Source organism: Nocardia inohanensis NBRC 100128, assembly GCF_001612945.1.
Taxonomy (GTDB): domain Bacteria; phylum Actinomycetota; class Actinomycetes; order Mycobacteriales; family Mycobacteriaceae; genus Nocardia; species Nocardia inohanensis.
The window spans coordinates 123,177-146,021 of record NZ_BDBK01000002.1 but is presented as its reverse complement, the minus strand read 5'-3'; the positions used below and the strand labels follow the sequence as shown (position 1 = coordinate 146,021).

Here is a 22,845-nt window from a genome sequence, read left to right as displayed (position 1 = left end):
CCGGGGCTAGTTCAAGCCCGCATAGCTGTGCAGACCGCTCACCACGATATTGATGATGAACAGGTTGAACAGCATGGCTACGAAACCTGCCACATTGATCCACGCGGCCTTGGTGTCTCGCCAGCCGGACGTCGCGCGGGCGTGCAGGTAGGCGGCGTAGAGGACCCAGGCGATGAAGGAGACCGTCTCCTTCGGGTCCCAGCCCCAGAAGCGGCCCCAGGCGGCTTCGGCCCAGATCGCACCCAGGATCACACCCGCACCGAAGATCGGGAAACCGATGATGGTGGTGCGGTAGGCCAACCGGTCCAGGGTCTGGGCGTCCGGGAGCCGGCGGGCGAGATTGCCGAGCACGCCGGTTGATTCCTCGCCCGCGGGCTGCCGCAGCCGGAACAGGAACAACAGGCTGGCCACACCCGAGACCAGGAACACGCCGCTGCCGATGGAGACCACGGTGACGTGCACCGGCAGCCAGTACGACTTCAGCGCCGGAACCACCGGGGCGGCATCGGCGTGCAGGACGGTGCCCGCCAGGAACATCAGGATGAGCACGGGCAGCAGCAGGAACGCCCACATGCCGCGATAACGCTGATCGCGCAGCAACACCAGACCGAGACCGACGGCGGCCGCACAGGCCATGCTGACGAACTCGTACATATTGCCGAGCGGGAAACGGTGAGTCGCGAAGCCGCGCAACACGATCGAGGCCGCGTGCAGGCCGAAGGCGACGAACAGCACCGCGAAGGCCATATTGCCCAGGCGTTCCGGGAACGGGCGCTGCGGGCGTTCGGTGCGGACCACCTTGCCGGGTACGCCGGCGGGCGGCGGGGTTTCGTCGCTGCCGCCGCCGACCGTGACCAGCTTGCGGGCGGTTTCGGGGACCGTGCGGGTGATCGCGAACTGCCAGATGAGCATCAGGCAGACCAGCGCGTAGATCACGATGGCCGACTTGAAGGCGAGATCGCTGTAGGACGCGAGAGTCTCGTCGATCGGCATTACTTCTCTCCCGGGTTGTCGGTCAGCAGCCGCTCACGCAGGCGATCGAATTCGCCGCCCCAACCGGCTTGGTCGGTGCGGGCCAGTCCGCCCATTTCTACTACGGTACGTCGTTTTTCGGAAGGCTCGGCGGCGGGGTAGACGCGCAGCCAGATGCGGCGGCGCTTGATCAGCAGCGAACCCAGCAGGCCGGCCATCATGGTCAGGGCGCTGACCAGCACCCACTGCTGCGCCGGATCGTGCGAGACCTGGAGGTTCACGAACTCCTGGGCGCCATCGAAAGTGACCTTGGTGCCGTCGGCGAGGGTCGCGCCCTCGCCGGGCTTCAGGTTGACGCGCTGTTCCTTGGTCAGGCGGCCCTGCTTGATCATCTCGGGATCGAGGGAGAACAGCGACTGGGCGCGGCCGGTGTCCAGGCCCGTCTCACCGCGATAGATGTCGACGGCGACCATCGGATCCTTCATGGCCGGATACGCCGAGGTGAGCAGCGAACCGTGCAGCAGGGCGGTCGGGGCGAACAGACCCTGGATCGCTACCTGGTGCTTACGGCGTTCCGCCTCGGTCGGGTACATGCCGCCCGGCGGATCGATGCGCAGCACGCCCGAGGACAGGAAGGTGGTCGCGTCGTCCGGCCGCCACTGGATGGTCTCGGTACGGGTCTGGCCGTTGGGGAAGGTGACCGTGAAGGTGGGCGCGAAACCGTGGCCCTGCAAATAGATTCGATCGCCCGCCAGCCGCAGCGGATGGTTCACCTGCACGGTGGTGTCGCGCCAGGTGCCGGTGTTCAGGTCGTCGCCGGCCTGATACTGGAGGTCGGAGGTGAACATCTCGGCCTGGCCGTTCGGCAGGTAGTCGGCCTTGAAGTTCTTGACCCGCACGCACATCGGGGTCAGGCCGGTGCCGTCGTTGACATTGCCGGCGCGGAAGGAATCGAAGACCGCCGGGGAGGTGGTGCAGAAACCCGGGCCGTCATTGGCGATCACCACCACGTTGCCCTCGTAGCCGAACAGCTTGCCGATGGCGATGGCCGCCAGCAGACCGACCAGGGCCAGGTGGAAGACCAGGTTGCCGAGTTCGCGGCTGTAACCCTTCTCCGCCGAAAGGGTCACCTCCCCTTCACGATTGCCCGGCTGCACCACGGTGCGCCAGCCACGCAGACCCGTGCGGACCCGTTCGATCACCTCGTCCGGGGTGGCGGTGTCGCTGCCCTCGAAGTGGTGCGGCAGGCGGGAAAGATTGCGGGGAGCCTTGACCGGCGGGGTGCGCAGCGCCCGATAGTGATCGAGCACGCGCGGCAGGATGCAGCCGACCAGCGAAACGAACAGCAGCACATAGACGGCGGTGAACCAGAAGCTGGAGAACACGTCGAACAGTTCGAGGCGATCCATCCACGGGCCCAGCTTCGGGCGGTCCGCGATGTACTGATCCACCTTCTGCGCGTTCAGGCTCCGCTGCGGCAGCAGTGCGCCGGGGATGGCGGCCAGCGCCAGCAGGAACAGCAGCATGAGCGCGGTGCGCATGCTGGTCAAGCCACGCCAGGCATTGCGCAGCAGGGCCAGTGCGCGCCGCGGCGGCGATTGGCGCGGCGGGCGAACGGGTTTCGGGGCGGCGGGGGTTTCGGTGGTCACGGTCATCAGATCGGCAGGGTCACATTCGAGACGAAGGCGTCCCGGACCCAGGACACGAACTGGTCCCAGGCCCCGGTCACCAGGGCGAAACCGACGGCCACCAGCAGGATGCCGCCGATCACCTGAATGGTGCGGGAATTGCGGCGCAGCCAGCCGACCCCGCGCAGTGCGGTGGCCGAACCGAACGCCAGGATCACGAAGGGCAGGCCCAGGCCCAGGCAGTAGGCCACGATGAGGGCGACGCCGCGGGCGGCGGTGGTGCCCTCGGTGCCCGCGGAGACGGCCATCACGCCGGAGAGGGTGGGGCCCAGGCAGGGGGTCCAGCCGAGCGCGAAGACCGCGCCGAGCAGAGGTGCGCCGACCAGGCCGGAGAGGCGTCGCGGCTCCATGCGGGTGTCGCGTTGCAGAGCGGGGATGAGGCCGATGAAGGCCAGGCCCATCACGATGGTCACCACGCCGCCGACGCGTTGCAGCAGTTCACGATTGACGTTCAGCGCCTGGATCGCGCCGAAGACGGTCGCGGACGCGAGCACGAAGACGACGGTGAAACCGGCCACGAACAGGCCCGCCGCACCCGCCACCCGCATCCGGCCCTGACGCTCCAGAACCTTGGTGCGCCGGGCGGATTCGACCGAGGCGGGCGGGGCCTCCGCGCCGACCACACCGGCCAGATACGACAGGTAACCGGGGACCAGCGGCACCACGCACGGGGAGGCGAAGGAGACCAGGCCCGCCAGCAGGCAGGCACCGAGCGCGAGCAGCAGCGGGCCGGTAGCGGCGGTCTGCTGGAACGACTCCCCCACGCTCGCAAGCACTGTCACCTCGTTCACGCCGGCTCCCGGGTCAGTTTGTCCAGGGTCGGGCGCAAGTCCTCGGCGAGCAGTGAGCGCAGGTACACCGCGGCGACGCGATGCTGTTTGTCCAGCACGATGGTGGTGGGGATGACGCTGGTGGGGAATTTGCCGCCGAGCGCGAGCAGGCTGCGCATGGACGGGTCGTAGACGGACGGGTAGCCGACCTTGTTGTCGGTCACGAAGTCCTGCGCCTTGTCCTGCTGGTTGTCGCGCACATTGATGCCCAGGAAGGCGACGCCCTTGTCCTTGTACGCCTCGTAGACCTGTTCCAGCGCGGGCGCTTCCGCGCGGCAGGGGCCGCACCATTGGCCCCACAGGTTGATGACGACGACCTTGCCGGGGAAGTCGTCCACCGAGGTGGTCTTGCCCGCGGTCATCAGATCCGGGCCGGCGAGCTTGCCGATGGTGCCGCGCGACTCCGGCGGATCGTAGAAGATGTCGGTCTTACCGCCCGGCGACACGAAATCGAAGGTGCCGCCCTGCGCCACCGCGTCCTTACCGGCGGTCGAGCAGCCCGCGAACGCCGCGATGACAGCGACGCTCGCCAGCAGGGACGCGATGGCGCGTCTCATGCTCCCGACACCTTGGGATCGGAGGCCCCGGCGGGCTCCGAGTACACGATGTCGATCAACGTATCGCCCTGGTAGACCAGCGAAGTCAGCGAAGCCAGCGAGCACTGCCGATTGCGCGGATCGTGCCACAACCGCTGCCCCTGCAAGAACCGGCGCAGCGTCCACACCGGCAGCTGATGCGAGACCAGCACGGCCTCGCGCCCCGCCGCCTCGACGCGCGCCTTGTTCACCGCGGCCAGCATGCGATGCGCGATCTGCAAATACGGCTCACCCCACGAGGGCGTGAACGGATCCCGCAACTTCCACCAATGCCGGGGCTGCCGCAGCGCGCCGTCCCCCACGGCCACCCGCAACCCCTCGAAAATGTTCCCGGCCTCGATCAGGTTCTCATCCGTCCGGATGATCGCCCCGTGCTGCGCCGCAACCGGTTCCGCGGTCTCCTGCGCCCGCTGCAACGGCGAAGCCACCACCAGCGCGATGTCGTGATCGGCCAGCGACCGCGCCACAGCCTGCGCCTGCGCCCGCCCCGTCACCGACAACTGGAACCCGGGCAACCGCCCGTACAGAATCCCCTTCGGATTGTGCACCTCACCGTGCCGCATCACATGCACGATGGTCTCGACATCATCCGCGACCTCACCGGGCAAGACGAAACCACTTGCGGTCAAGGCGGATTCACCTGCACCCGCGCCGGCAACAGCGTCGTCGGCAACAGCGGCGTCGCTCTCCGTGGCAGCGTCCTCGGCGACAGCCACACCCTCACCGGCATCCTCGGCGACAGCCACATCCACGCCAGCGGCCTCGGCGGCGGCCGCGGCTGTGCCGGATTCAGCAGTGTGGCTCGCGCCGTCAGCGGTTGCCGCTTCGGCCGAGGAGGCCATTGAATCGTCCGCGTGGTTCGTCGCTTCGGCGGCTGCGGTCGAATCGCTCACTGTCACGGCCGAGTCGGCTTCGGCATTCGTGGCGGCGGAATCCGTTGCGGTGGTGGGGGTTTCGGTCGGGGCGACGGCGATCTGCTCGCCGGTTTCGGCGAGGTCGGCTTCGGCCTGGCGGATGGAGTCGAGGAGGCGGGCGGCCTCGTTGGGGGAAAGCGGAACCTCGTGGGGGCTGGGGGCGGGGAGTCCGGTGTCTGGCTGCTGGGTGGAGCTCACGCGGCGGATCCTTCGGGGGTGGCGGCCGCCGCGGCGCGCGCGGCGGCGGGGAGGGCGGCGGCGATGCGATCGAAAGCGTTCTCGTCGAGAGCGGCGGAGACGAACCAGGCTTCGAACGCGCTCGGGGGCGCGTACACGCCACCGTCGAGCAGGGCGTGGAAGAAAGCGGGGAAACGCCAGGTCTGACTGGCCTTGGCGGCGCTGTAGTCGGTGACCGGGTTCTCGGCGAAGAACACGCTCACCATATTGCCCGCGAATTGCACATGGTGCGGAACGCCTTCGGCGTCCAGGGCCGAACCGAGCAGCTTGCCCAGGCGCTCCGAATTGCGATTCAAGGCGGCGTACACCTCGGCGTCGGCGGTGCGCAGGGTAGCGAGACCGGCCGCGACGGCGACCGGATTTCCGGAGAGGGTGCCGGCCTGATAGACCGGGCCGAGCGGGGCGAGATTGTTCATGATGTCGGCGCGACCGCCGAACGCCGCGGCGGGCAGACCACCGGACATCACCTTGCCGAAGGTGTAGAGGTCACCGGCGACACCCTCGACGCCGTACCAACCCGCGGCGCTGACGCGGAAGCCGGTCATCACCTCGTCCATGATCAGCAGCGCGCCGTTCGCGTGCGCGAGGTCGCGCAGTCCGGCATTGAATCCGGGCACCGGCGCGACCGCGCCCATATTGCCGGCGGCGGCTTCGGTGATGACGCACGCGATCTCACCGGGATTGGCGGCGAAAGCGGCGGCCACGGCCTCGAGGTTGTTGTACGGCAGCACGATGGTGTCCGCGGCCTGCGCACCGGTCACGCCCGGCGAGGTCGGCAGCCCCAGCGTCGCCACGCCCGATCCGGCGTCGGCGAGCAAGGCATCCACGTGCCCGTGGTAACAGCCGCTGAACTTGATGATCTTGGAACGCCCGGTGAACCCGCGCGCCAGCCGGACCGCGCTCATGGTCGCCTCGGTGCCGGAGTTCACCAGCCGCACCCGCTCCACCGGATCCACCCGCGCCGCGATGGCCTCGGCCAGTTCGATCTCCGCCTCGGTCGGCGCGCCGAACGACAGCCCATGGGTGGCGGCCGAGCGCACGGCCTCCACCACGGCCGGGTGCGCGTGACCGAGAATCATCGGTCCCCACGAACACACGAGATCGACATAGTCGTTCCCGTCCGCGTCGGTGAGCGTGCACCCCCGGGCCGACGCGATGAATCGCGGTGTCCCGCCCACGGAATTGAACGCCCGCACGGGCGAATTCACACCGCCCGGGATCACCGCCGCGGCGCGTTCGAAGAGTTGGGCCGAGACCGGCACCGATGCCTGGCTCACACGCGGAGAAGAACTCACGGCACCCAGTCTCTCAGCCGCCCCGTCCCCCGTCGACGACAGGGTGTAGTCGAGTGTCCTGCCCCACAGCAACCCGCCATCCTCGCACCCCGCGCGGCTCCGCGCATCTCATCCGAATCCGAACCCGCCTCCGAGCAACCCGCGCGGCAGTCCACCCGTCATCCCGGTATGAGTCGTCCTCGTCATCCCGGCATGTTTTTGGCCGGGATCTCACCGCCGAAGTGAGATTCCGGCCAAAACCGCGCCGGAATGACGAGGGAGGGCGCGCCGGAATGACGAGAGGGTGGGAGAGAACGCAACACGCCGGAATTCACGATGGCGCGGGATAGATCGCTGAGGGGTTGCTGGTGCGTAATCTCGAGCCCAGGAAGGGGACGGCGGCGAGAGTGGGAGCGACGGTATGCGGGTCGTGCGTTTCGGAGTGGGAATGGTTGCGGCCGTTGCGGTCGCGGGCGTGATCGGAGCCGGTGCGGCGCGAGCGGGAGCGCCGATCGTGCAGATCGATCAGGGCCGGATCGGCGTGCAGCTGTCACACGACGAGACGGCCGCCTTCGCCGGTGGCCCGGCACCCGCGGTGGTCAGCATGATCGTGCCCTTGAGCCGGATGGGCGCGGGCCTGCACCAGGAGACGCAGATCTACAAGGACGACAACGGCGGCGTGCACGCCTCGCTGCGGCAGGTCGTCATGGAGGCCGCCCAGCATCCGGACGGCACCGTGGTCATGTTCCTCAATGCTCCGGGCACCCGGGGTGGCCGAGTGCTGGATGTTTACCAGAGCTGGAACTGAGGCTCAGGAACTCACGACAGCGGCACCCCTAGGCAGAATGCCGCCCAGCCGGTCGAGAACAGGCAATTGAGCTGCGGCGGCAGGTAGTCGAGCCAGGAAATCGGGACGAGATACGGGCTCCTCATGTGATCTATTCTGCGTCCGATCACCCGCGAGCGCCGGATGAAACACCGACTTCGCGTCCCCCGACCGGGCGTGTCGCGGTCGCGGCGCTCAGCGCGCCAGGCGGTACACCCGGTTCAGCAGATCGATGAAGATCACCCCGGCCACCGTCACCAGCACGGCCGCGAACGCCAGCCACGGCCCCGAATACCGGGTCGCGGTGAATCCCGGTGTCTCCCCGGCCGCCTTGAACCATCCGGTATGAATGCCGTTGCGCCAGCACCACACCGCCGCGAACCCCAGCAGCGGTACGAGCACGACCTCGGCGAGCACGGCGAGCCACCGCATCACCGCGCCTCCTTCTCCTCGTCACCGCCGGGCTTGTCCAACTCGACGGCGCTCTCCGCGGGCACACCGGCACGCCGTTCCAGCGCCGCGGTCAGCTCCGCCCGCAGCGTCCGGTGATCGCGCGCCCAAGCCTGCACCAGCGATCCGTCCCGCAGCTTCAGCCCGAAGCCCTTGCGCCGCCGCGGTACCCCGGTGAGTTCACCGAGCGCCCGCGCCGATTCCCAATCCTCATCATCCCAGGACTGCTCGTCAGGTTCCGGCAACACCTCGGCGATAGTGCTCAGCGACACGACTTCGGTGCCTTCACGCAGCGTGTCGCCGGTGAGTTCGACGCTGATGTGACGCCGCCCGGCGATCACCTGCAACCAGACGAATCCGCCCAGCAGCACCGCGCAGAAGACCAATCCGAACCAGTGCACGTCGCCGCCGCGAATCAGCTCCAGTACCAGGATGATCCCGCACAGCGCCGGTCCGTAGGCGATGGTGCGCCAGCGCGCGCCTGGTTCGGCGAACAGTACGGCCGCGGGGGCTCCAGCCTCACTCATAGGCCGCACATTACGGGCATACGGGTCAGCCGACGAGACCTGGAATGAGAAGTACGGCGAGAGTGAGCAGTCCGAAGAGGAACAGCAGACTGAACGCCATGACATCGCGCCGCAGGCTGTGTGGCTGCTGGATCACCACTCGCATCGTTGCCTCCACTCTCGGGCAGAACCCCGGGTTCGAAGGCGCTATACCTCAACGGTCGACGCCCGGTATCCGGTTCCGGAATTCTCTGTGACAACCCTCACCATACCGGTTGGTAGGGCTGGGACAAACTCCGGCGCCCTCAGTGTGCTACCGGCCGGAAGTACTGCTCGGATTCCTTTCGATAGCAAAGGAATACGGCACCGCAGGCCGCCACCGCCTGCACGATCCCGGCCCCGCCCGCGACCGCGCCGACCACTCCCGGCATGCCGCTGCCGGGTGCGAACAGGGTGCCGAGCGCGCCCAGGGTCAGGAAGACCGCCAGCGCGGTGAGAATCGCACGCGCCCAATTCTTGCCGTGCCGCATGAGATACACCATCGCGGCCGCCGCACCGGTCAGGATCAGCCAGAACAGCGCCATCACCACCAGCAGCACCACCGTCCAGAACTGCACCTGCGCCTCGGTGATGACGGGCTGCTGATCACGCAGCTGCTCGAGCATCTTGCCGGCCAGTTCACGGCGCTGGCCCAGCTGAGCGATCAGGGTGGCGCTCAATTGCACGACACCCAGAACCAGTGCGGCCCACCAGAGTTGGGCGGCGGTGCGGACATCCTCGGGCACGGGACGCGGGCCCGCCGGGGGCACGATCGGATTCACTTCTGAGCAGTTCCCGAGTTCACGAAAGCCAGTGTGCGGCTTCGGTCGCCCAGTAGGTGAGCACCATATCCGCTCCGGCGCGGCGGATTCCGAGCAGCGACTCCAGAATGGCGCCGCGCCGGTCGATCCAGCCGTTCTGCGCCGCGGCGGTGATCATCGCGTACTCGCCGGAGATCTGATAGGCCGCGACCGGCACCGTGGAGCGGTCCGCCACATCGCGCAGAATGTCGAGGTAGGACATGGCGGGCTTGACCATGACGATGTCCGCGCCCTCGGCCAGGTCCAGTTCCAGTTCCCGGACGGCTTCCCGGCGATTGGCCGGATCCTGCTGGTACGTACGGCGATCGCCCTCCAGCGAGGAGCCCACCGCCTCGCGGAACGGACCGTAGAACGCCGACGCGTACTTGGCGGCGTAGGCCAGGATGCCGGTGTCGGTGTAGCCGGCGGCGTCCAGCCCGGCGCGGATCGCGCCCACCTGGCCGTCCATCATGCCGCTGGTGCCGAGCAGGTCGGCTCCGGTTTCGGCCTGCGCCAAGGCCATATCCACATAGCGCTGAAGGGTGGCGTCGTTGTCGACCGCGCCCTCGGGGCTCAGCACGCCGCAATGCCCGTGCGAGGTGAACTCGTCGAGGCAGGTGTCGGCCATGACCACGGTCGAATCACCGACCTCGTGCGCCAGCGCGCGCAGGCCCCGGTTCAGGATGCCCTCCGGATCGCTGGCCTGGCTGCCCAGCGGATCCTTGTCCTCGGCCTTGGGCACGCCGAACAGCATGAGCCCGCCGACGCCCGCCGCGACCGCCTCCACCGCCGCCTTGCGCAGCGAGTCCATCGAATGCTGCTGCACGCCGGGCATGGACGAGATCTCGCGCGGTTCGGCGAGCCCGTCGGCGACGAACATGGGGAGAATCAATTGCCGTGGCTGGAGCGTGGTTTCGGCCACCAGCCGGCGCAGCGCGGGAGTACGGCGCAACCGCCGTGGGCGGTCCATTCCGGTCATGCACGCATGATATGCCCGTCCGGATTCCCGGGTGCGCGCGGCCGCGCGCACCCGGGCGGACGATTCGCCGGAGCGCCGGTGAGCAGCGGATTTTGTCGGTGGGGGACGGTAGAATCGAAGATGTGTTCGAGAGTTCGACGCGGTGTTCGAGGAGGTCGGATACCGCCCGGCTCGGATCGCGACGGGAGGATTGGTCGTGCTCGCAGCAGTGAAGAGCTTGTCCGACAAGGCAGTAGGAGTTCCGAAGCGGGGGGAGGTCATCGATCATCCGTGGATGCCGCTGGCCAAGCAGCCATTGCCGGCCGGGCGCCCGCGCTCCTGGTACATCTCGCACAACCGCCGGTTGAAGGCCATGCGTCTGGCAATCGCGCTATTGGATTCGGGGGCGTTCGCCGCGGATCAGGCGAGCAACGAAAAGATCAGGGAGACCGCCGAAGTCATCGGGGTGCACTGGCCTTCGGATGCCACCTGCCGCATGGTGCGCCGAATGATGCAGGCGCAGCGCTGAATTCGGATCGGTCCCGGCACAGCGGGCCGGGACCGATCCGATCCGGCCACGTTCCCCGCACCATTCGATGCGCGACCCGTCACCGGTAGCGGCCCGGTGGCGCAGCACCGGAATTCCGGCATCAGGTCAGACCGAGCACACCTGCGGGGAAGTCTCGGTGGAGGCGCTGGTGCCGCCCTGCAAGGCGCACAGCAGCACCTTCAGCAGGCTGTCGGCCGAACCGGTGCTCGCCCCGGCGGCCGGGGCGGCACTGCCTGCCACCGGATTCGCGGTCGGCGCGGCGGTGGCCTGGCCACCGACGCCCGCCAGCAGCCCCGCCGAAACCGCGGTCAGCGCCACGGCATTCGCGATCATTCGCTTCACGTCACATTCCTTTCGGCCCCGCGCGGTGCGGGACGCAGGAAACGCTATCCGCGGGCAAACGGCGTGAAACGACGGAATTTCCAGGGGCGGTACCGCTATGGGCACCGCCTCGGAAACGCTCCGCGATTTCGCGGATGCACGCGGTCGCCGCAACGCGCCGGATTCAAGAGGTCGGGTCGACCGTGTCGTTCGCGATGCGGCGAGTGGCCTCCGTGTCCAGCCACGGCGGCCGAAAACCGAACGGGCCCCGCATCATCGATGCGGGGCCCGTTAGAACCGGCGACTAGCGGCTGCGGCGGCTCTTCTTGCGCGGCGGCGGCAGCAGGCCCTCGGCGCGCAGATGCGCGGCGTGCTCGGCGAGGGCTTCGACGAGCGGGCCGACCTGGGCGATCTCCGGCTGCACGTCCACGCGCAGGCCGAATTCGATGGCGGTCTCGGCGGTCTTGGGGCCGATGCACGCCACGATGGTGCGGGCGTGCGGCTTACCGGCGATGCCGACCAGGTTGCGGACCGTGGAGGACGAGGTGAACAGGACCGCGTCGAAACCACCGGTCTTGATCATCTCGCGGGTCTCGGCCGGCGGCGGGGAGGCGCGGACGGTGCGGTACGCGGTGACGTCGTCGATCTCCCAGCCGCGGTCGCGCAGACCCTCGGCGAGCGTCTCGGTGGCGATGTCCGCGCGCGGCAGCAGCACCCGGTTGACCGGATCGAAAACGTCGTCGTAGGGCGGGAAGTCGGCCAGCAGGCCCTCGGAGGACTGCTCACCGCTGGGCACCAGTTCGGGGTTGATGCCGAAGGAGCGCACCTTCTCGGCGGTCGCCTCACCGACACAAGCGATCTTGACGCCGCTGAAAGCGCGTGCGTCCAAACCGAATTCGCCGAACTTCTCCCACACCGCGCGCACCGCGTTGGTGGAGGTGAAGACCACCCACTGGTAGCGGCCGTCGACCAGGCCCTTGACCGCGCGCTCCATCTGCGCGGGCGAGCGCGGCGGCTCGACCGCGATGGTGGGCACCTCCATCGGAATAGCGCCGTGCATGACGAGCTTCTCGCTCATCTCACCGGCCTGCTCCTTGGTGCGCGGCACCAGCACGGTCCAGCCGTACAGCGCACGCGACTCCCACCAGGAGGTCTTGGCCCGCTTCTCGACCTCTTTGCCGACGGTCACGACCAGCGGCCCGACCATCTCGGAGGCGGCATTGTTCAGCGTCGCCAGCGTCGCGTCGATGGTGCGCTGCTGCCGCGTGGTGCCGCGCACGGTCACCGCGACCGGGGTCTGCGGCGCCATCCCGTGTTCGACCAGCGCCGAAGCGGTTTCGGCCAGATGCCCCGAAGTCGCGTGCAGCACCAGCGGTCCCGGCGCGGCCGCCACGGCCGCCCAATCCACCTCGCCGCGCACATCGACCTCGGTGTGGCTGGAGCCGATCTCGATACCGGCGTACGCGGGCACCGTGGTGCCGGCCGACAGACCCGGCAACACCTCGAACACCATGTGCGAACGGGTGACGGCATTGACTTCCTGGATGACCGAATCGGTGGTCATCGGATCGCCGGAGACCAGCCGCACCACGTCGTTGCCGTTGCGAGCCTCGGTGATCAGGGTCTTGGCGACCTCGGCGGCATCGCCCAGCGCGGGGCGCACGTCCACCGGACGCTCGCCGTCCAGGCCGGGTTCCACGGCGAGGCCGATCAGGGCGAGCACGCCCTTGTCCACATCCGGATCGGTGAACGCCAGCTCGGCGCGGGCCAGCACCTCGCGGGCCCGCACGGTGAGCAGCGCCGGATCACCGGGACCCGACCCCACGAAGAGGATCCGACCGGGGTGCTTCTTCGTCGCTCGGCTCATCGATTGTTCTCCATTGGGCTGGGATTGCTGCTGCTGTTGTCATTGACGGCGGCCGAGGACCGCTCCACTTCCGGTGAGCCACCTGATGATCCGGCCGCTTCCGGTGCACTGAGCAGTTCACGCGCCCCCAGCTCCAAGAGCTCACGCGCCAGTGCGCGGCCCAGCTGCTCAGCGTTCTCGAGCGAGCCGACCGCCGATGCCCGGATCACGTCCGAGCCGTCGATCGCCGCCGCGCAACCGCGCAGCGACAGTTCGTCCACCACTCTGCCGTCGTCGTCGAGGGATTCGACGACCTCGGCCAGCGCGCCGATCGGGGCGGTGCATCCCGCCTCCAATTCGGCCAGCAGCGCCCGCTCCGCGGTGATGGCGGCACGGGTGCCGGCATCGTCGAGGGCGGACAGGATGGTCACGAGTTCGGTGTCCGCGCTGCGGCATTCCACCGCGAGCGCGCCCTGCGCGGGAGCGGGCAGCATCTGCACCGGCTCCAGCGCTTCGGTGACGGCGTCGAGGCGGTCGATGCGGGACAGCCCCGCCCGCGCCACCACCACGGCGTCCAGCTCACCCTTGGCCACCTTGGAAAGTCTGGTGTCGAGATTGCCGCGCAGCGGGACGATCTCGACCCCGAGGCCGAGCGCCTTCAACTGCGCGGAGCGCCGCGGCGCGGAGGTGCCGATGACCGAACCGGCGGGCAGCTCGCCCAGCACCAGTCCGTCCCGGGCGACCAGCGCGTCGCGCGGATCCTCCCGCGGCGGGATCGCGGCGATGGTGAAGCGCGGGTCCTGCGCGGTCGGCAGATCCTTGTAGGAGTGCACCGCGATATCGACGCTGCCCGCGGCCAATTCGTCGCGCAGCGCGGCGGTGAAGACGCCGACGCCGATCGTCTGCACCGGGTCGACGGCGTTCTGGTCACCGGCGGTCTTCACGATGATCAGCTCCGCGATCTGCCCGTTGGCGATCAGCTCGTCGCGCACGGTCCCGGCCTGGGTCAGCGCCAGCAGACTGCCGCGAGTGCCGATGCGCCACGGGTTCTCGGCGGTCCCCTTGGTCGTTCCGGTCTGGGTGGTCTCGCGCACAGCGTCCTCTGTTTCGTGCACCAAGGCATCGGTGGTCATGCGTTTCGCCCCTGTTCGTCGCCGGGGTGGGCGGCGGTGAAGTCATCGGCCAGGGTGGCCGGCGCCGCGATCTCCATCGGCGCGGCGACCGCTTGGGCCGCACCGGGTTTCAGTTCGAACAATTCGCGCAGGGCGGAGGCGTAGCTGTCGCCGCCCGGGGTGGAGGCCAGCTGTTTCACCCGGACGGTCGGCGCGTGCAGCAGCTTGTCCACCACTCGACGCACGGTACGGGCAACTTCCTCGCGATCGGTGGACGCGAGTCCCGGTAGTCGGGAATCCAGGCGTAGCAATTCGGATTCGACCACGTCCGCGGCCATCTGCCGGAGCGCGGCCACGGTCGGGGTGACCTCGGCCATGCGCTGTCCGGCAAGGTATTTCGCCAGCTCGTCGGCGACGATGGCGCGCGCGGCGGCGGTATCGTCGGCGGCCGCGCCGGCCGACGGATCGCGCTGGAGGGTCTCCATGTCGATGACGGTGACGCCGGGCAGCCCGGCCACCGCGTGATCCACATCGCGGGGCAGGCCCAGATCGCAGATGACGAGCTGATCGTGGGAGCCGTTGGTCGCCAGCGCGCGGTGCACATCGGCGATCGACACCACGGTGCCGACCGCGCCGGTACAGGTGACGACCACTTCGGCGGCGGCCATCGCCTCGGCGAGCCGCTCCATCCCGACGGCCTCGGCCTCGACGCCGTGCATGGTGGCGGCCGTATTGGCCAGTCGCTCAGCGCGTTCGAAGGTGCGGTTGGCGACCAGGATCTTGCCGACCCCGGCACGGGCGAGCTGCGCGACGGCCAGGCCGCCCATGGCACCGGCGCCCAGCACCAGCGCGGTGCGCCCGGCCAGCGGACCCAGCACCAGCTGCGCGCGATCCAGCGCCACCGACACCACCGAGGCGCCCGCGCGGTCGATCCCGGTCTCCGAATGCACCCGCTTGCCCACCCGCAACGCGGTCTGCGCCAGCTCGTGCAGGGTGCGCCCGGCGGCCTGCTGCGAATCCGAGGCGGCGTAGGCGGCGCGGATCTGGCTCAGCACCTGCTGCTCGCCGACCACCATCGAATCCAGGCCCGAGGCCACCGCGAACAGATGCTCGGCGGCGGCTTCGGCATAGCGCACGTAGGCGTGCTTGGTCAGTTCCGGCAGCACCAGACCCGAATGCTTGGTGAGCAATTCGCTGATCTCGCCCAGCGCCGGGTGGAAGGCGTCGACCACCGCGTAGATCTCGACCCGATTGCAGGTGGAGACGATCATCGCCTCGGAGACGTGGGTCGAGGCCAGCATCTTGTCGGTCAGCTTGGGCCGGTCGTGCTCGGTGATGGCGATCTTCTCCAACACCGCGACGGGTGCGCTGCGATGCGATATCCCGACGAGAAGCACACTCATGGCTGGACCACCGCTCCCTTGCTGGTTGCCTCCGTGCCGCCCGACGGGCGAACTGCCGCGTGAGAAGAAGTCTGGGGTGCCACCCGGGTCAACCGGCTCGACACCACGCTCACCGTGTCCCCGGCGGCCAATTCGTCGACGGCGGCGAGTTCGGCCGCGGCCGATTCGGCCGAGCGGGCCCGATCGAAGGACAGCAGCTGCATTTCCACCGCGAGGTCCACGCGCCGCACCTCCACGTGCGACGGGGCGTCCAGCGCGATCGGCGAGAAGCTCAGAATGTGCTGCATCCCGGCCGCGACCAGCAGATCGCAGACGCCCTGCGCGGCCCGGTCCGGAACGGTGATGACGGCGATGGTGGGCTCCAAAGCGGCCATCGCACCGGCCAATTCGGCCACATCGCGAACGACCAGTCCGCCCGTGGTGCCGGGCAATTCGGTGCCGATGACCGCGGGATCGTTGTCGAACACGCCGACCATGGCGAAACCGCGCCGGCGGAAACCGCCGTAACCGATCAGCGCGCGACCCAGGTTTCCGGCTCCGACCAGCACCACCCGGTGTCCTTCGGAGAGCCCGAGCACATCCTCGATGCGGTCGCGCAGCTTGATCACGTCGTAGCCGACGCCGCGTACGCCATTGGGTCCGAGGAAGGAAAGATCCTTGCGCAACTTCGCGGAACCGACACCCGCCGCGACAGCCAGTTCCTCACTCGATACGATGGCAACAGCGTCGTCGGCAAGCACGGCGAGCACACGGAGATATGTGGCCAGCCGGGCCACCGTGGCCTGCGGGATGTCCTTCTGCAGAGCCTTGGAGACGCCGGCAGTCGGCGTCTCGTGTTGCTCTGTCACGTCGCTTGCGCTCCTCGTCCGGCCGGGGGTAGATGTCCGGGTTCTATTTCTCGACCCGAGCCGGACCGTCGCGGGGCGGTCGTAGTGGCGAGGTCGAGTCAGTCAGGGGGTCGCTTCCGCTGCCCGAAAGGCGGGTTGCGTGCCACCACCGTAACCGCTTGTGAAGCCCTGCACAAAGTCGGTGAATTCAGTCACTTTGCGGTGGGCTCCAGCCCCAAGGTCATTCAACCCTTATCAGGTCGAACCCGCTACGCAACGCGCCGGTAATCCGGCACGCTGACACGCCCGTTCGGGATGGACCGTTCAGCGGGCCAGATCGGCGCGCAGGCGCGGTTCGTCCACATCGAAATAGCTGTGTTCACGGCCGTCCAGCAGCACCACCGGCAATCGATCGCCGAACTCGGCGCGCAGCTCCGGGTTGGTCGGCGCGACCTCGTCCACATCCACGATCTCGACCTCGATGCCGAAATCCGCGCAGATGGGACGCAATTCCGTCAGCGCGACCGTGCAGAAGCTACAGCCGTTCCGGGTCAACAGGGTCACCGCGTGCGGGGAATCGCTCATAGCCTCCATCTAACAACTCTCCTGATATGTCAGTCAGCGTCTACGTGCTGTCTACCGGTGGGCGTTACTGTGGACTTGTTCGCGCTAACAGGCGGAGGTACTGGTGCCGGAACGTTCTAAAGAGGCGAGGGCTGGATTGATCGCGGGACGATTCGGGGAATTCCCGGCCCGCTGGGCAGAGGGTCTACAGGACCAGTTCACCCGGATCACGCGCAGCCCGTTCGGACCCAGCGAGGAAGAGGTCCGCGCCAACCTGGCCGGCGAGGCCAGCGCCGATGCCGCATTGGCGCTGCACGACGCCGAACTGGCGCTGTACGAGGACACCGCCGAGCCGCCGGTCCCCCGCGACCTGACCGCCGCCGCGTTCTTCGATGTGGACAACACCATGGTGCAGGGCGCCTCGATCGTGCACTTCGCGCGCGGGCTGGCGGCGCGCAAGTACTTCAAGACCTCCGACCTCGCCGATATGGCCTGGAAGCAGGTCAAATTCCGGATCACCGGCAAGGAATCGCATTCGGATATGGCCTCCGGCAAGGAGAAGGCGCTGTCCTTCATCGCCGGCCGGCCCACCGCGGAACTGGCCGCGCTCGGCGAGGAGATCTACGACGAGATCATCGCCGACAAGATCTGGCCGGGCACCCGCGCGCTGGCGCAGATGCACCTGGACGCGGGCCAGCAGGTCTGGCTGGTGACCGCGACGCCGGTCGAGCTAGCCCAGGTGATCGCCAAGCGGCTGGGGCTCACCGGAGCGCTCGGCACCGTCGCCGAGAGCGAAAACGGGCTGTTCACAGGCAGATTGGTCGGCGATATCCTGCACGGGCTGGGCAAGGCGCACGCGGTGCGCGCGCTCGCCATTCGCGAGGGATTGAATCTCAAGCGCTGTACCGCCTACTCCGACAGCCACAATGACGTTCCGATGCTGTCACTGGTCGGCACCGCGGTGGCGATCAATCCGGATGCGGATCTGCGCGAGGTCGCCAAGAACCGCGGCTGGGAGATCCGCGACTTCCGCACCGGCCGCAAGGCCGCGAAAGTCGGCGTGCCCACGGCACTCGCGCTCGGCGCGGCGGGTGGTGCGGCCGCGGCCGTGCTCTCGCGCAAACGCGAAGCGCGCGCCAGCTAGCCCGCGAGACTTCGAAAGATGATGAGGGCCCGGTCCTTACGGACCGGGCCCTTCCACGTGAAAGAGGCGGGTGGCCCGGCAATTCCGGCCGCCTCTTCTTTTCACACGGCGCGAAATGCTTATCCCGTGAAGGGATTACGGCGCTTGATCACCAATTTGTAGAGGGTCTGCTGAATGGTTTCGCGGACCTGATCGGTGACTTCGAACATGGTCATCGGATCGTCGGCATCGGTGGGCTCGTAGCCGGTGGTCGAAATCGGCTCGCCGAATTCGATGTACCACTTGGACGGCAGCGGCAGCGCGCCCAGCGGTCCCAGATGCGGGAACAGCGGGGTCACCGGGAAATACGGGAGACCGAGCAGGCGGGCCAGCGGCTTGAGATCGGCGAGCTTGGGGTAGATCTCCTCCGAGCCGACGATCGAAACGGGGATGATCGGCACGCCGGTGCGGACCGCCGCCGAGACGAAACCCCCACGGCCGAAACGCTGCAACTTGTAGCGATCGCCGAACGGCTTGCCGATGCCCTTGTAACCCTCGGGGAAGACGCCCGCGATTTCGCCTGCGCGCAACAGCCTTTCGGCATCGGCGGGGCAGGCCAGGGTGTGCCCGGCCTTGCGCGCCCACCCGCCGACCAGCGGCGTCTCGAAGATGAGATCCGCGGCCAGAATGCGCAGGGCGCGCTGTTTGGGATGCCGGTCGTGCACGGCGAGCTGGAGCATCAGGCCGTCGAGCGGAACCGTGCCGGCGTGATTGGCGACCAGCAGCGCGCCGCCGACCTCCGGAATGTTCTCGGTGCCGGTCACTTCCACCCGGAACCAGAGGTCCGAGAGTGGACGCAGCAGCGGCAGGATGACGTTCTCGAGCAGATGCTCGTCCAAGCCGAATTCGTCGACCTGATAGTCACCGGTCAAGCGGCGGCGGGCGAAATCGGCGGTGCGGCCGACCCCGTCCGCCACGGCCCCGCGAATCAGCTCGCCGAAGGATTTGGGCTGACGCGCTTCGACTTCGGCGAGCCGATCGGTCAGCGAGGTCACCGGGGTCAGCGCCGAATCGCCGGGGCCGGGCCAGGCCCGCTGCGGCCGATGGCGCGCCTCGAAATCCACGTCGTGAAGACGAATCACCTTCGCTACGTCACTCATTGGTGTGCTCCCGTCCCGGCCCCGAGCAGACCGAGAAGTTTGTTCTCAGCGGCGTCGATCCAATGCGGATCGATCACGGGCCGCAACGCTGCGCCCCCTATGAAGTCGTCGAATGCCTGCACTGTGGTCCAGCGCGGCTGAAATCCGAGTTCGGTGCGCATCCGGGTGGTGTCCAGACCGCAGCCGAAATGGAAGTAATCCATCTGTTCGGCGGTGAATTCCCGCATCACCGGACCCATCAGGCTGCGTCCGGCGGTACGGAAAACCGTGTAAGGGACCGGTAATTCGATCCGCCCGGCCCGGCGGATGGCCTGCGACAATGCCATGGCACCGTCCCCGGCCACATTGAAAGTGCCGCCCGGAGCCGTCAAAGCGGCCTGGGTGAGGGCGGCGACGGAATCCTCCTCGTGCAGGAACTGCAAGCGTGGATCGCGCCCCAGGATGGTGGGGGTGATCGGCGAACGGAAATACTGCACACCACGTTTCGCCAGCTGCGGTCCCACGATCGGCGGAAGACGCAGAATGGCTGCCGAGATATCGGGCCGGCGCCGCGCGAGACCGCGGACGAAACCCTCCACTTCGATCATGTCGCGGGCGAACCAGCCGCGCGGCGGGGTGCGCGCGCTCATCTCCTCGGTGAATTTCACCGGATCCTTGGCACTGCATCCGTAGACCGCGGACGAGGACCGCACCACCACCCGGCGCACGCTGGAAGCCTTGCGGCACACCGCGAACAACTGCATGGCGCCGAGCACGTTCATATCTTTCATGGCGGCCCGGCCGCCACCGGCCGGCGGCCGCGACAGCGCCGCGGGATGCACCACCGTGTCCACCTGATTACCGTCGATCACCTTGCGTATCAACGGATTTCGAATATCGGCGCGGACGAATTCGGCGCGGCCCATGCGGCGCAGCAGTTCCCGGCTGGGCTGTTTGGCGTCGACGGCGATGATGCGCTCCACGGCCGGGTCGGCCGCCAGCCGGGCCACCACATTGCCGCCGAAGAACCGGCTCGCACCGGTTACCAACACCACCTTGGGCGCCTGCCCGTCCCGGGTACCCACCACGCCGGATCCCAACTCGCCAGCCCCCATCATTATTGTTTTCCCGCGTGTCCCAGGGTAACTGCCACACCTGGTGTCACCGAAGGGTATTAACCAGGATCTAACGATGAGTTCGGTCACCTGATAAATAGCGAAAGCCCGCCACCGATCGGTGACGGGCTTCAGCTACGTCTCAGCGCTTACTTGCCGAGTTTGCGACGCTGAACGCGTGTGCGACGAAGCAGCTTGCGGTGCTTCTTCTTCGACATGCGCTTGCGGCGCTTCTTGATCACAGAACCCATAGGGTTGTTCCTCGCGTTCTCTCGGGTCGCCCCACTTGCGCGGGGAGCACACTTACTGACCCTGCACAGTCCCTACCCGAGACGAGCCGAGTCGGACCCGACGGCACCAACCGGCACGTACAGGATGCCGGTCCATGTTACCGGGCCACTCTCCGGCGAACGAAACGGGTCGGGGCCTGGGGACTTACCGCGACGCCTACCCCGCGTCGAAGTAGGACGTCTCCAGGTAGTCGTGCACCGCTTTGGCGTGCACCCGGAAGGATCTGCCGACCCGCACCGCGGGCAGCTCTCCCGAATGCACCAATCGGTACACCGTCATTTTGGATACCCGCATCAGATTCGCCACTTCGGCGACAGTCAGGAACTGGGTTCCTCCGCCGATGACGTTTCCTGCGCTGATGGGGGTGTTTGCGGACCTCGCTTGACTGTTTCCAGACATCATTGCGCCACTGACCTCCGGCACGTCCGCGCCGCCGGCTTCCCCACCGGCGGAACAGACACGCACGTGCTCCTTGAAGCTTAGCGGGACCAGTGGGATTGCTGCGACGGGTGTGAGAAATCAGCCTTTGCTGTGGCGAGTCGCCCTCCGGCAGCAAACCAGCTACTCCCCCGCCCAGCGCATCAGCTGTCGCCTACCGACAACGTTAGTCGGCGGTCGCGCCCTGTTCGGCGGAACGCCGTTTTGCGGCATTCAGCGCCTCGTAGAAGGACGAGCGCAGTGCGCCGCGCTCCAGTTCCCGGACGGCGGCGGCGGTGGTTCCGGCGGGCGAGGTGACGGCCGCGCGCAACTCCACCGCGGACTGGCCGGACTCCTCGAGCAGGGCGGCGGAACCGAGCATGGTCTGCTGCACCAGCTGGGTGGCGACATCGCGGGTCAGGCCCAGTCCGACGGCGGCGTCGATCATGGCCTCGACCACCAGGAAGAAGTAGGCGGGGCCGGAACCGGAGACGGCGGTGACGGCGTCCATCTGCGATTCGGCGACGGTCGCGACCTGGCCGACCGACTCCAGCAATTCGCTGACCTGCTGGAGTTGCTCCTTGCGAGCGTGGCGGCCGGGCGAGATGACGCTCATGCCCTGGCCGACCAGCATCGGGGTGTTCGACATGACCCGGACCACCGGGAAACCGGCGGGCAGCTTGGCCTCGAAACGAGTGGTCGGGACGCCCGCGGCCAGCGAAACCAGCACCTGATCGCGCTCGTCGTCCAGCCCCGCGCGCGCGACCTCCGCGACGACGCCGTCCACATCGTGCGGTTTCACGGCGATCACGATCAGATCGGCGGACTTGGTGGCATCGGCGATGCTGTCGGTAGCGCGAATCCCGAACCGCTGCCCCAGCAACTCCGCACGCGCCGGAACCGGCTCGACCACCACCAGATCTTTACTCGCCCGCCCGGATTCGAGCAGGCCGGCAATCAGCGCCTCCCCGATCCGGCCTCCACCGATTACCGCAATCCTCGTCATGGGAACCAAGGCTAGCGGGGGAAGCGATTACCGCGATTGGGGGATCAGGGCTAGCTGCCGGGATTGGGCGACGATGGCTCCGGTGGAATCGATGACCAGTTGGTCTTCGTCGAACATGCGGCCGCCCACTTCGCGGGCGGTGGCGATGACGCGGAGCCAGCCGGGGGCGGGGCGGCGGCGGAGGTAGGTGGTGAGTTGGACCGTTGGGGCCCAGCCGAATTGGCCGAGGTTCATCGGGACCGGCGGGGACATGTCGGCGGCCATCATGGCGAAGTAGGCGGCCACGTCGGGGTCCTGTTCGTCGCCGGGACGCGGGCGGATCCACAGGCGCAGGCGGGGTTCGGCGGTTTCGCCGCGCAGGAAGGCGGCCCATTTCGGGTCGATGGCGACCGCGGAGCCTTCGGCCACGTGCACCAGCTTGCCCATGGGGTTCTCGGTGTCGTAGTGCAGGGCGTCGGCCGGGGGTGCGGCGGGCATATCGCCGGCGTGGTCGGCGGAGTAGGCCGGAACCGTGTCGTCCAGGTGGCTGAACGTGAAGGCGGTGTGGACGAGGACGCGGCCGCCCTGGCTCAGGCTCGCGTCGATCAGGCAGATCTGGCGGCCGATCTTGCGAGTGCGGACGACGTACTCCACCTCGCCCGGATCGGGCGCGCCGAGGAAGTCGGTGCTGGCGGAGATGGGGAACATGGCGGAGTGCTCGGGGGCGGTCTTGCGCAGCCATTCGGTGGCGGCGGCCGCGCTGCCCGCGACCATGGTGCCGCCGTGCACCTTCGGGCCGATGGTCCAGGTGGGGTCGATGATTCCGGCGTAGCGGCCGAGCTCCGGGTCGTCCGAGGGGAGTTCGGCGAGCGTGCAGACGCGGCTGAACGGGGCGTCGGCGAGGCGCGCCGGATCCAGGTCGACGGTCAACTCCGTTGTCATCCGCTGCTTCCTTCCACTGTGGGGTTTGTACAGCGTACAAGCCAGTCACGGATCGAACGCACACGTGGTGGGATGAATCACTGACCCCTCGTCGGGCCGACGCGACGCGGGACGGCGGAC

25 protein-coding genes are annotated in these 22,845 nt (G+C 68.1%); 3 read left to right on the top strand and 22 right to left on the bottom strand.

Annotated features, from left to right (window positions below; translation table 11 throughout):
* Positions 1 to 6 precede the first annotated feature (6 nt).
* From ccsB to hemL, 6 genes are all read right to left on the bottom strand, one after another.
* A complete protein-coding gene (gene ccsB / locus NI1_RS07150) occupies positions 7 to 993 on the bottom strand; it encodes a c-type cytochrome biogenesis protein CcsB (RefSeq protein ID WP_067815868.1) in 987 nt (328 codons plus the stop codon).
* Complete coding sequence (gene resB / locus NI1_RS07145; RefSeq protein WP_067815865.1) at positions 993 to 2,627, bottom strand: cytochrome c biogenesis protein ResB; 1,635 nt, start codon at positions 2,625 to 2,627, stop codon at positions 993 to 995. Before resB ends, ccsB begins: the two co-directional genes overlap by 1 nt.
* Positions 2,627 to 3,442: a cytochrome c biogenesis CcdA family protein gene (locus NI1_RS07140; protein ID WP_084522943.1), complete on the bottom strand. Its 816-nt coding sequence runs from the start codon at positions 3,440 to 3,442 to the stop codon at positions 2,627 to 2,629. The genes resB and NI1_RS07140 overlap by 1 nt, the downstream gene beginning before the upstream one ends.
* Positions 3,443 to 3,447: 5 nt before the next feature.
* Positions 3,448 to 4,047 carry a TlpA disulfide reductase family protein gene (locus NI1_RS07135; protein WP_067815859.1) on the bottom strand — a complete coding sequence of 200 codons (600 nt, stop codon included), beginning with the start codon at positions 4,045 to 4,047 and terminating at the stop codon, positions 3,448 to 3,450.
* Positions 4,044 to 4,649, bottom strand: coding sequence for a histidine phosphatase family protein (locus NI1_RS07130; protein ID WP_067817850.1), 606 nt, complete (start codon positions 4,647 to 4,649; stop codon positions 4,044 to 4,046). Before NI1_RS07130 ends, NI1_RS07135 begins: the two co-directional genes overlap by 4 nt.
* Positions 4,650 to 5,194: 545 nt before the next feature.
* Positions 5,195 to 6,532, bottom strand: a complete 1,338-nt coding sequence (gene hemL, locus NI1_RS07125) for a glutamate-1-semialdehyde 2,1-aminomutase (protein WP_067815855.1) — start codon at positions 6,530 to 6,532, stop codon at positions 5,195 to 5,197.
* Positions 6,533 to 6,959: 427 nt separating this feature from the next.
* Here hemL and NI1_RS07120 point away from each other — a divergent pair, with 427 nt between their 5' ends.
* Positions 6,960 to 7,319 (top strand): hypothetical protein, encoded by a 360-nt coding sequence (locus NI1_RS07120; RefSeq protein ID WP_245663121.1) that lies wholly within the window; start codon positions 6,960 to 6,962, stop codon positions 7,317 to 7,319.
* Positions 7,320 to 7,532: 213 nt separating this feature from the next.
* Here NI1_RS07120 and NI1_RS07115 read toward each other — a convergent pair whose 3' ends face one another.
* The 4 genes from NI1_RS07115 to hemB form a co-directional block, all read right to left on the bottom strand.
* Positions 7,533 to 7,769, bottom strand: a complete 237-nt coding sequence (locus NI1_RS07115; RefSeq protein ID WP_067815848.1) for a hypothetical protein — start codon at positions 7,767 to 7,769, stop codon at positions 7,533 to 7,535.
* Entirely contained in the window at positions 7,769 to 8,314 is a 546-nt protein-coding gene (gene mce1N / locus NI1_RS07110; RefSeq protein WP_067815845.1) for a transport-regulating membrane protein Mce1N, read from the bottom strand. Before mce1N ends, NI1_RS07115 begins: the two co-directional genes overlap by 1 nt.
* A gap of 284 nt (positions 8,315 to 8,598) precedes the next feature.
* Positions 8,599 to 9,114, bottom strand: a complete 516-nt coding sequence (locus tag NI1_RS07105) for a hypothetical protein (protein ID WP_067815842.1) — start codon at positions 9,112 to 9,114, stop codon at positions 8,599 to 8,601.
* Positions 9,115 to 9,133: 19 nt separating this feature from the next.
* Entirely contained in the window at positions 9,134 to 10,111 is a 978-nt protein-coding gene (gene hemB / locus NI1_RS07100) for a porphobilinogen synthase (protein WP_067817847.1), read from the bottom strand.
* A 196-nt stretch (positions 10,112 to 10,307) separates the two neighbouring features.
* Here hemB and NI1_RS07095 point away from each other — a divergent pair, with 196 nt between their 5' ends.
* A complete protein-coding gene (locus NI1_RS07095) occupies positions 10,308 to 10,619 on the top strand; it encodes a hypothetical protein (protein WP_067817844.1) in 312 nt (103 codons plus the stop codon).
* Positions 10,620 to 10,745: 126 nt separating this feature from the next.
* Here NI1_RS07095 and NI1_RS07090 read toward each other — a convergent pair whose 3' ends face one another.
* The 6 genes from NI1_RS07090 to NI1_RS07065 form a co-directional block, all read right to left on the bottom strand.
* Complete coding sequence (locus NI1_RS07090; protein WP_157534995.1) at positions 10,746 to 10,982, bottom strand: hypothetical protein; 237 nt, start codon at positions 10,980 to 10,982, stop codon at positions 10,746 to 10,748.
* 283 nt (positions 10,983 to 11,265) lie between these two features.
* Positions 11,266 to 12,828, bottom strand: a complete 1,563-nt coding sequence (locus NI1_RS07085; RefSeq protein WP_067815836.1) for a bifunctional uroporphyrinogen-III C-methyltransferase/uroporphyrinogen-III synthase — start codon at positions 12,826 to 12,828, stop codon at positions 11,266 to 11,268.
* On the bottom strand, positions 12,825 to 13,940 hold the full coding sequence (hemC, locus tag NI1_RS07080) for a hydroxymethylbilane synthase (RefSeq protein ID WP_084522759.1): 1,116 nt from the start codon (positions 13,938 to 13,940) through the stop codon (positions 12,825 to 12,827). Before hemC ends, NI1_RS07085 begins: the two co-directional genes overlap by 4 nt.
* Positions 13,937 to 15,322, bottom strand: a complete 1,386-nt coding sequence (locus NI1_RS07075; protein ID WP_067815832.1) for a glutamyl-tRNA reductase — start codon at positions 15,320 to 15,322, stop codon at positions 13,937 to 13,939. Before NI1_RS07075 ends, hemC begins: the two co-directional genes overlap by 4 nt.
* Positions 15,319 to 16,170, bottom strand: coding sequence for a redox-sensing transcriptional repressor Rex (locus NI1_RS07070; RefSeq protein ID WP_067815829.1), 852 nt, complete (start codon positions 16,168 to 16,170; stop codon positions 15,319 to 15,321). The genes NI1_RS07075 and NI1_RS07070 overlap by 4 nt, the downstream gene beginning before the upstream one ends.
* A gap of 303 nt (positions 16,171 to 16,473) precedes the next feature.
* Positions 16,474 to 16,734, bottom strand: a complete 261-nt coding sequence (locus tag NI1_RS07065) for a glutaredoxin family protein (protein WP_067815826.1) — start codon at positions 16,732 to 16,734, stop codon at positions 16,474 to 16,476.
* A 103-nt stretch (positions 16,735 to 16,837) separates the two neighbouring features.
* Here NI1_RS07065 and NI1_RS07060 point away from each other — a divergent pair, with 103 nt between their 5' ends.
* Positions 16,838 to 17,857 (top strand): HAD family hydrolase, encoded by a 1,020-nt coding sequence (locus tag NI1_RS07060; protein WP_439957235.1) that lies wholly within the window; start codon positions 16,838 to 16,840, stop codon positions 17,855 to 17,857.
* A 119-nt stretch (positions 17,858 to 17,976) separates the two neighbouring features.
* Here NI1_RS07060 and NI1_RS07055 read toward each other — a convergent pair whose 3' ends face one another.
* From NI1_RS07055 to NI1_RS07035, 6 genes are all read right to left on the bottom strand, one after another.
* Positions 17,977 to 18,996 carry a lysophospholipid acyltransferase family protein gene (locus NI1_RS07055; protein WP_067815820.1) on the bottom strand — a complete coding sequence of 340 codons (1,020 nt, stop codon included), beginning with the start codon at positions 18,994 to 18,996 and terminating at the stop codon, positions 17,977 to 17,979.
* Positions 18,993 to 20,090 carry an NAD-dependent epimerase/dehydratase family protein gene (locus NI1_RS07050; RefSeq protein ID WP_067817838.1) on the bottom strand — a complete coding sequence of 366 codons (1,098 nt, stop codon included), beginning with the start codon at positions 20,088 to 20,090 and terminating at the stop codon, positions 18,993 to 18,995. The genes NI1_RS07055 and NI1_RS07050 overlap by 4 nt, the downstream gene beginning before the upstream one ends.
* A 149-nt stretch (positions 20,091 to 20,239) precedes the next feature.
* Positions 20,240 to 20,341 (bottom strand): 30S ribosomal protein bS22, encoded by a 102-nt coding sequence (locus tag NI1_RS37010; RefSeq protein WP_003402602.1) that lies wholly within the window; start codon positions 20,339 to 20,341, stop codon positions 20,240 to 20,242.
* Between the two features lie 196 nt (positions 20,342 to 20,537).
* Positions 20,538 to 20,783 (bottom strand): helix-turn-helix domain-containing protein, encoded by a 246-nt coding sequence (locus NI1_RS37005; protein WP_084522941.1) that lies wholly within the window; start codon positions 20,781 to 20,783, stop codon positions 20,538 to 20,540.
* A 202-nt stretch (positions 20,784 to 20,985) separates the two neighbouring features.
* Positions 20,986 to 21,804 (bottom strand): pyrroline-5-carboxylate reductase, encoded by an 819-nt coding sequence (gene proC, locus NI1_RS07040; protein WP_067815818.1) that lies wholly within the window; start codon positions 21,802 to 21,804, stop codon positions 20,986 to 20,988.
* Positions 21,805 to 21,831: 27 nt separating this feature from the next.
* Positions 21,832 to 22,725: a thioesterase family protein gene (locus NI1_RS07035; protein ID WP_067815815.1), complete on the bottom strand. Its 894-nt coding sequence runs from the start codon at positions 22,723 to 22,725 to the stop codon at positions 21,832 to 21,834.
* Positions 22,726 to 22,845: the final 120 nt, after the last annotated feature.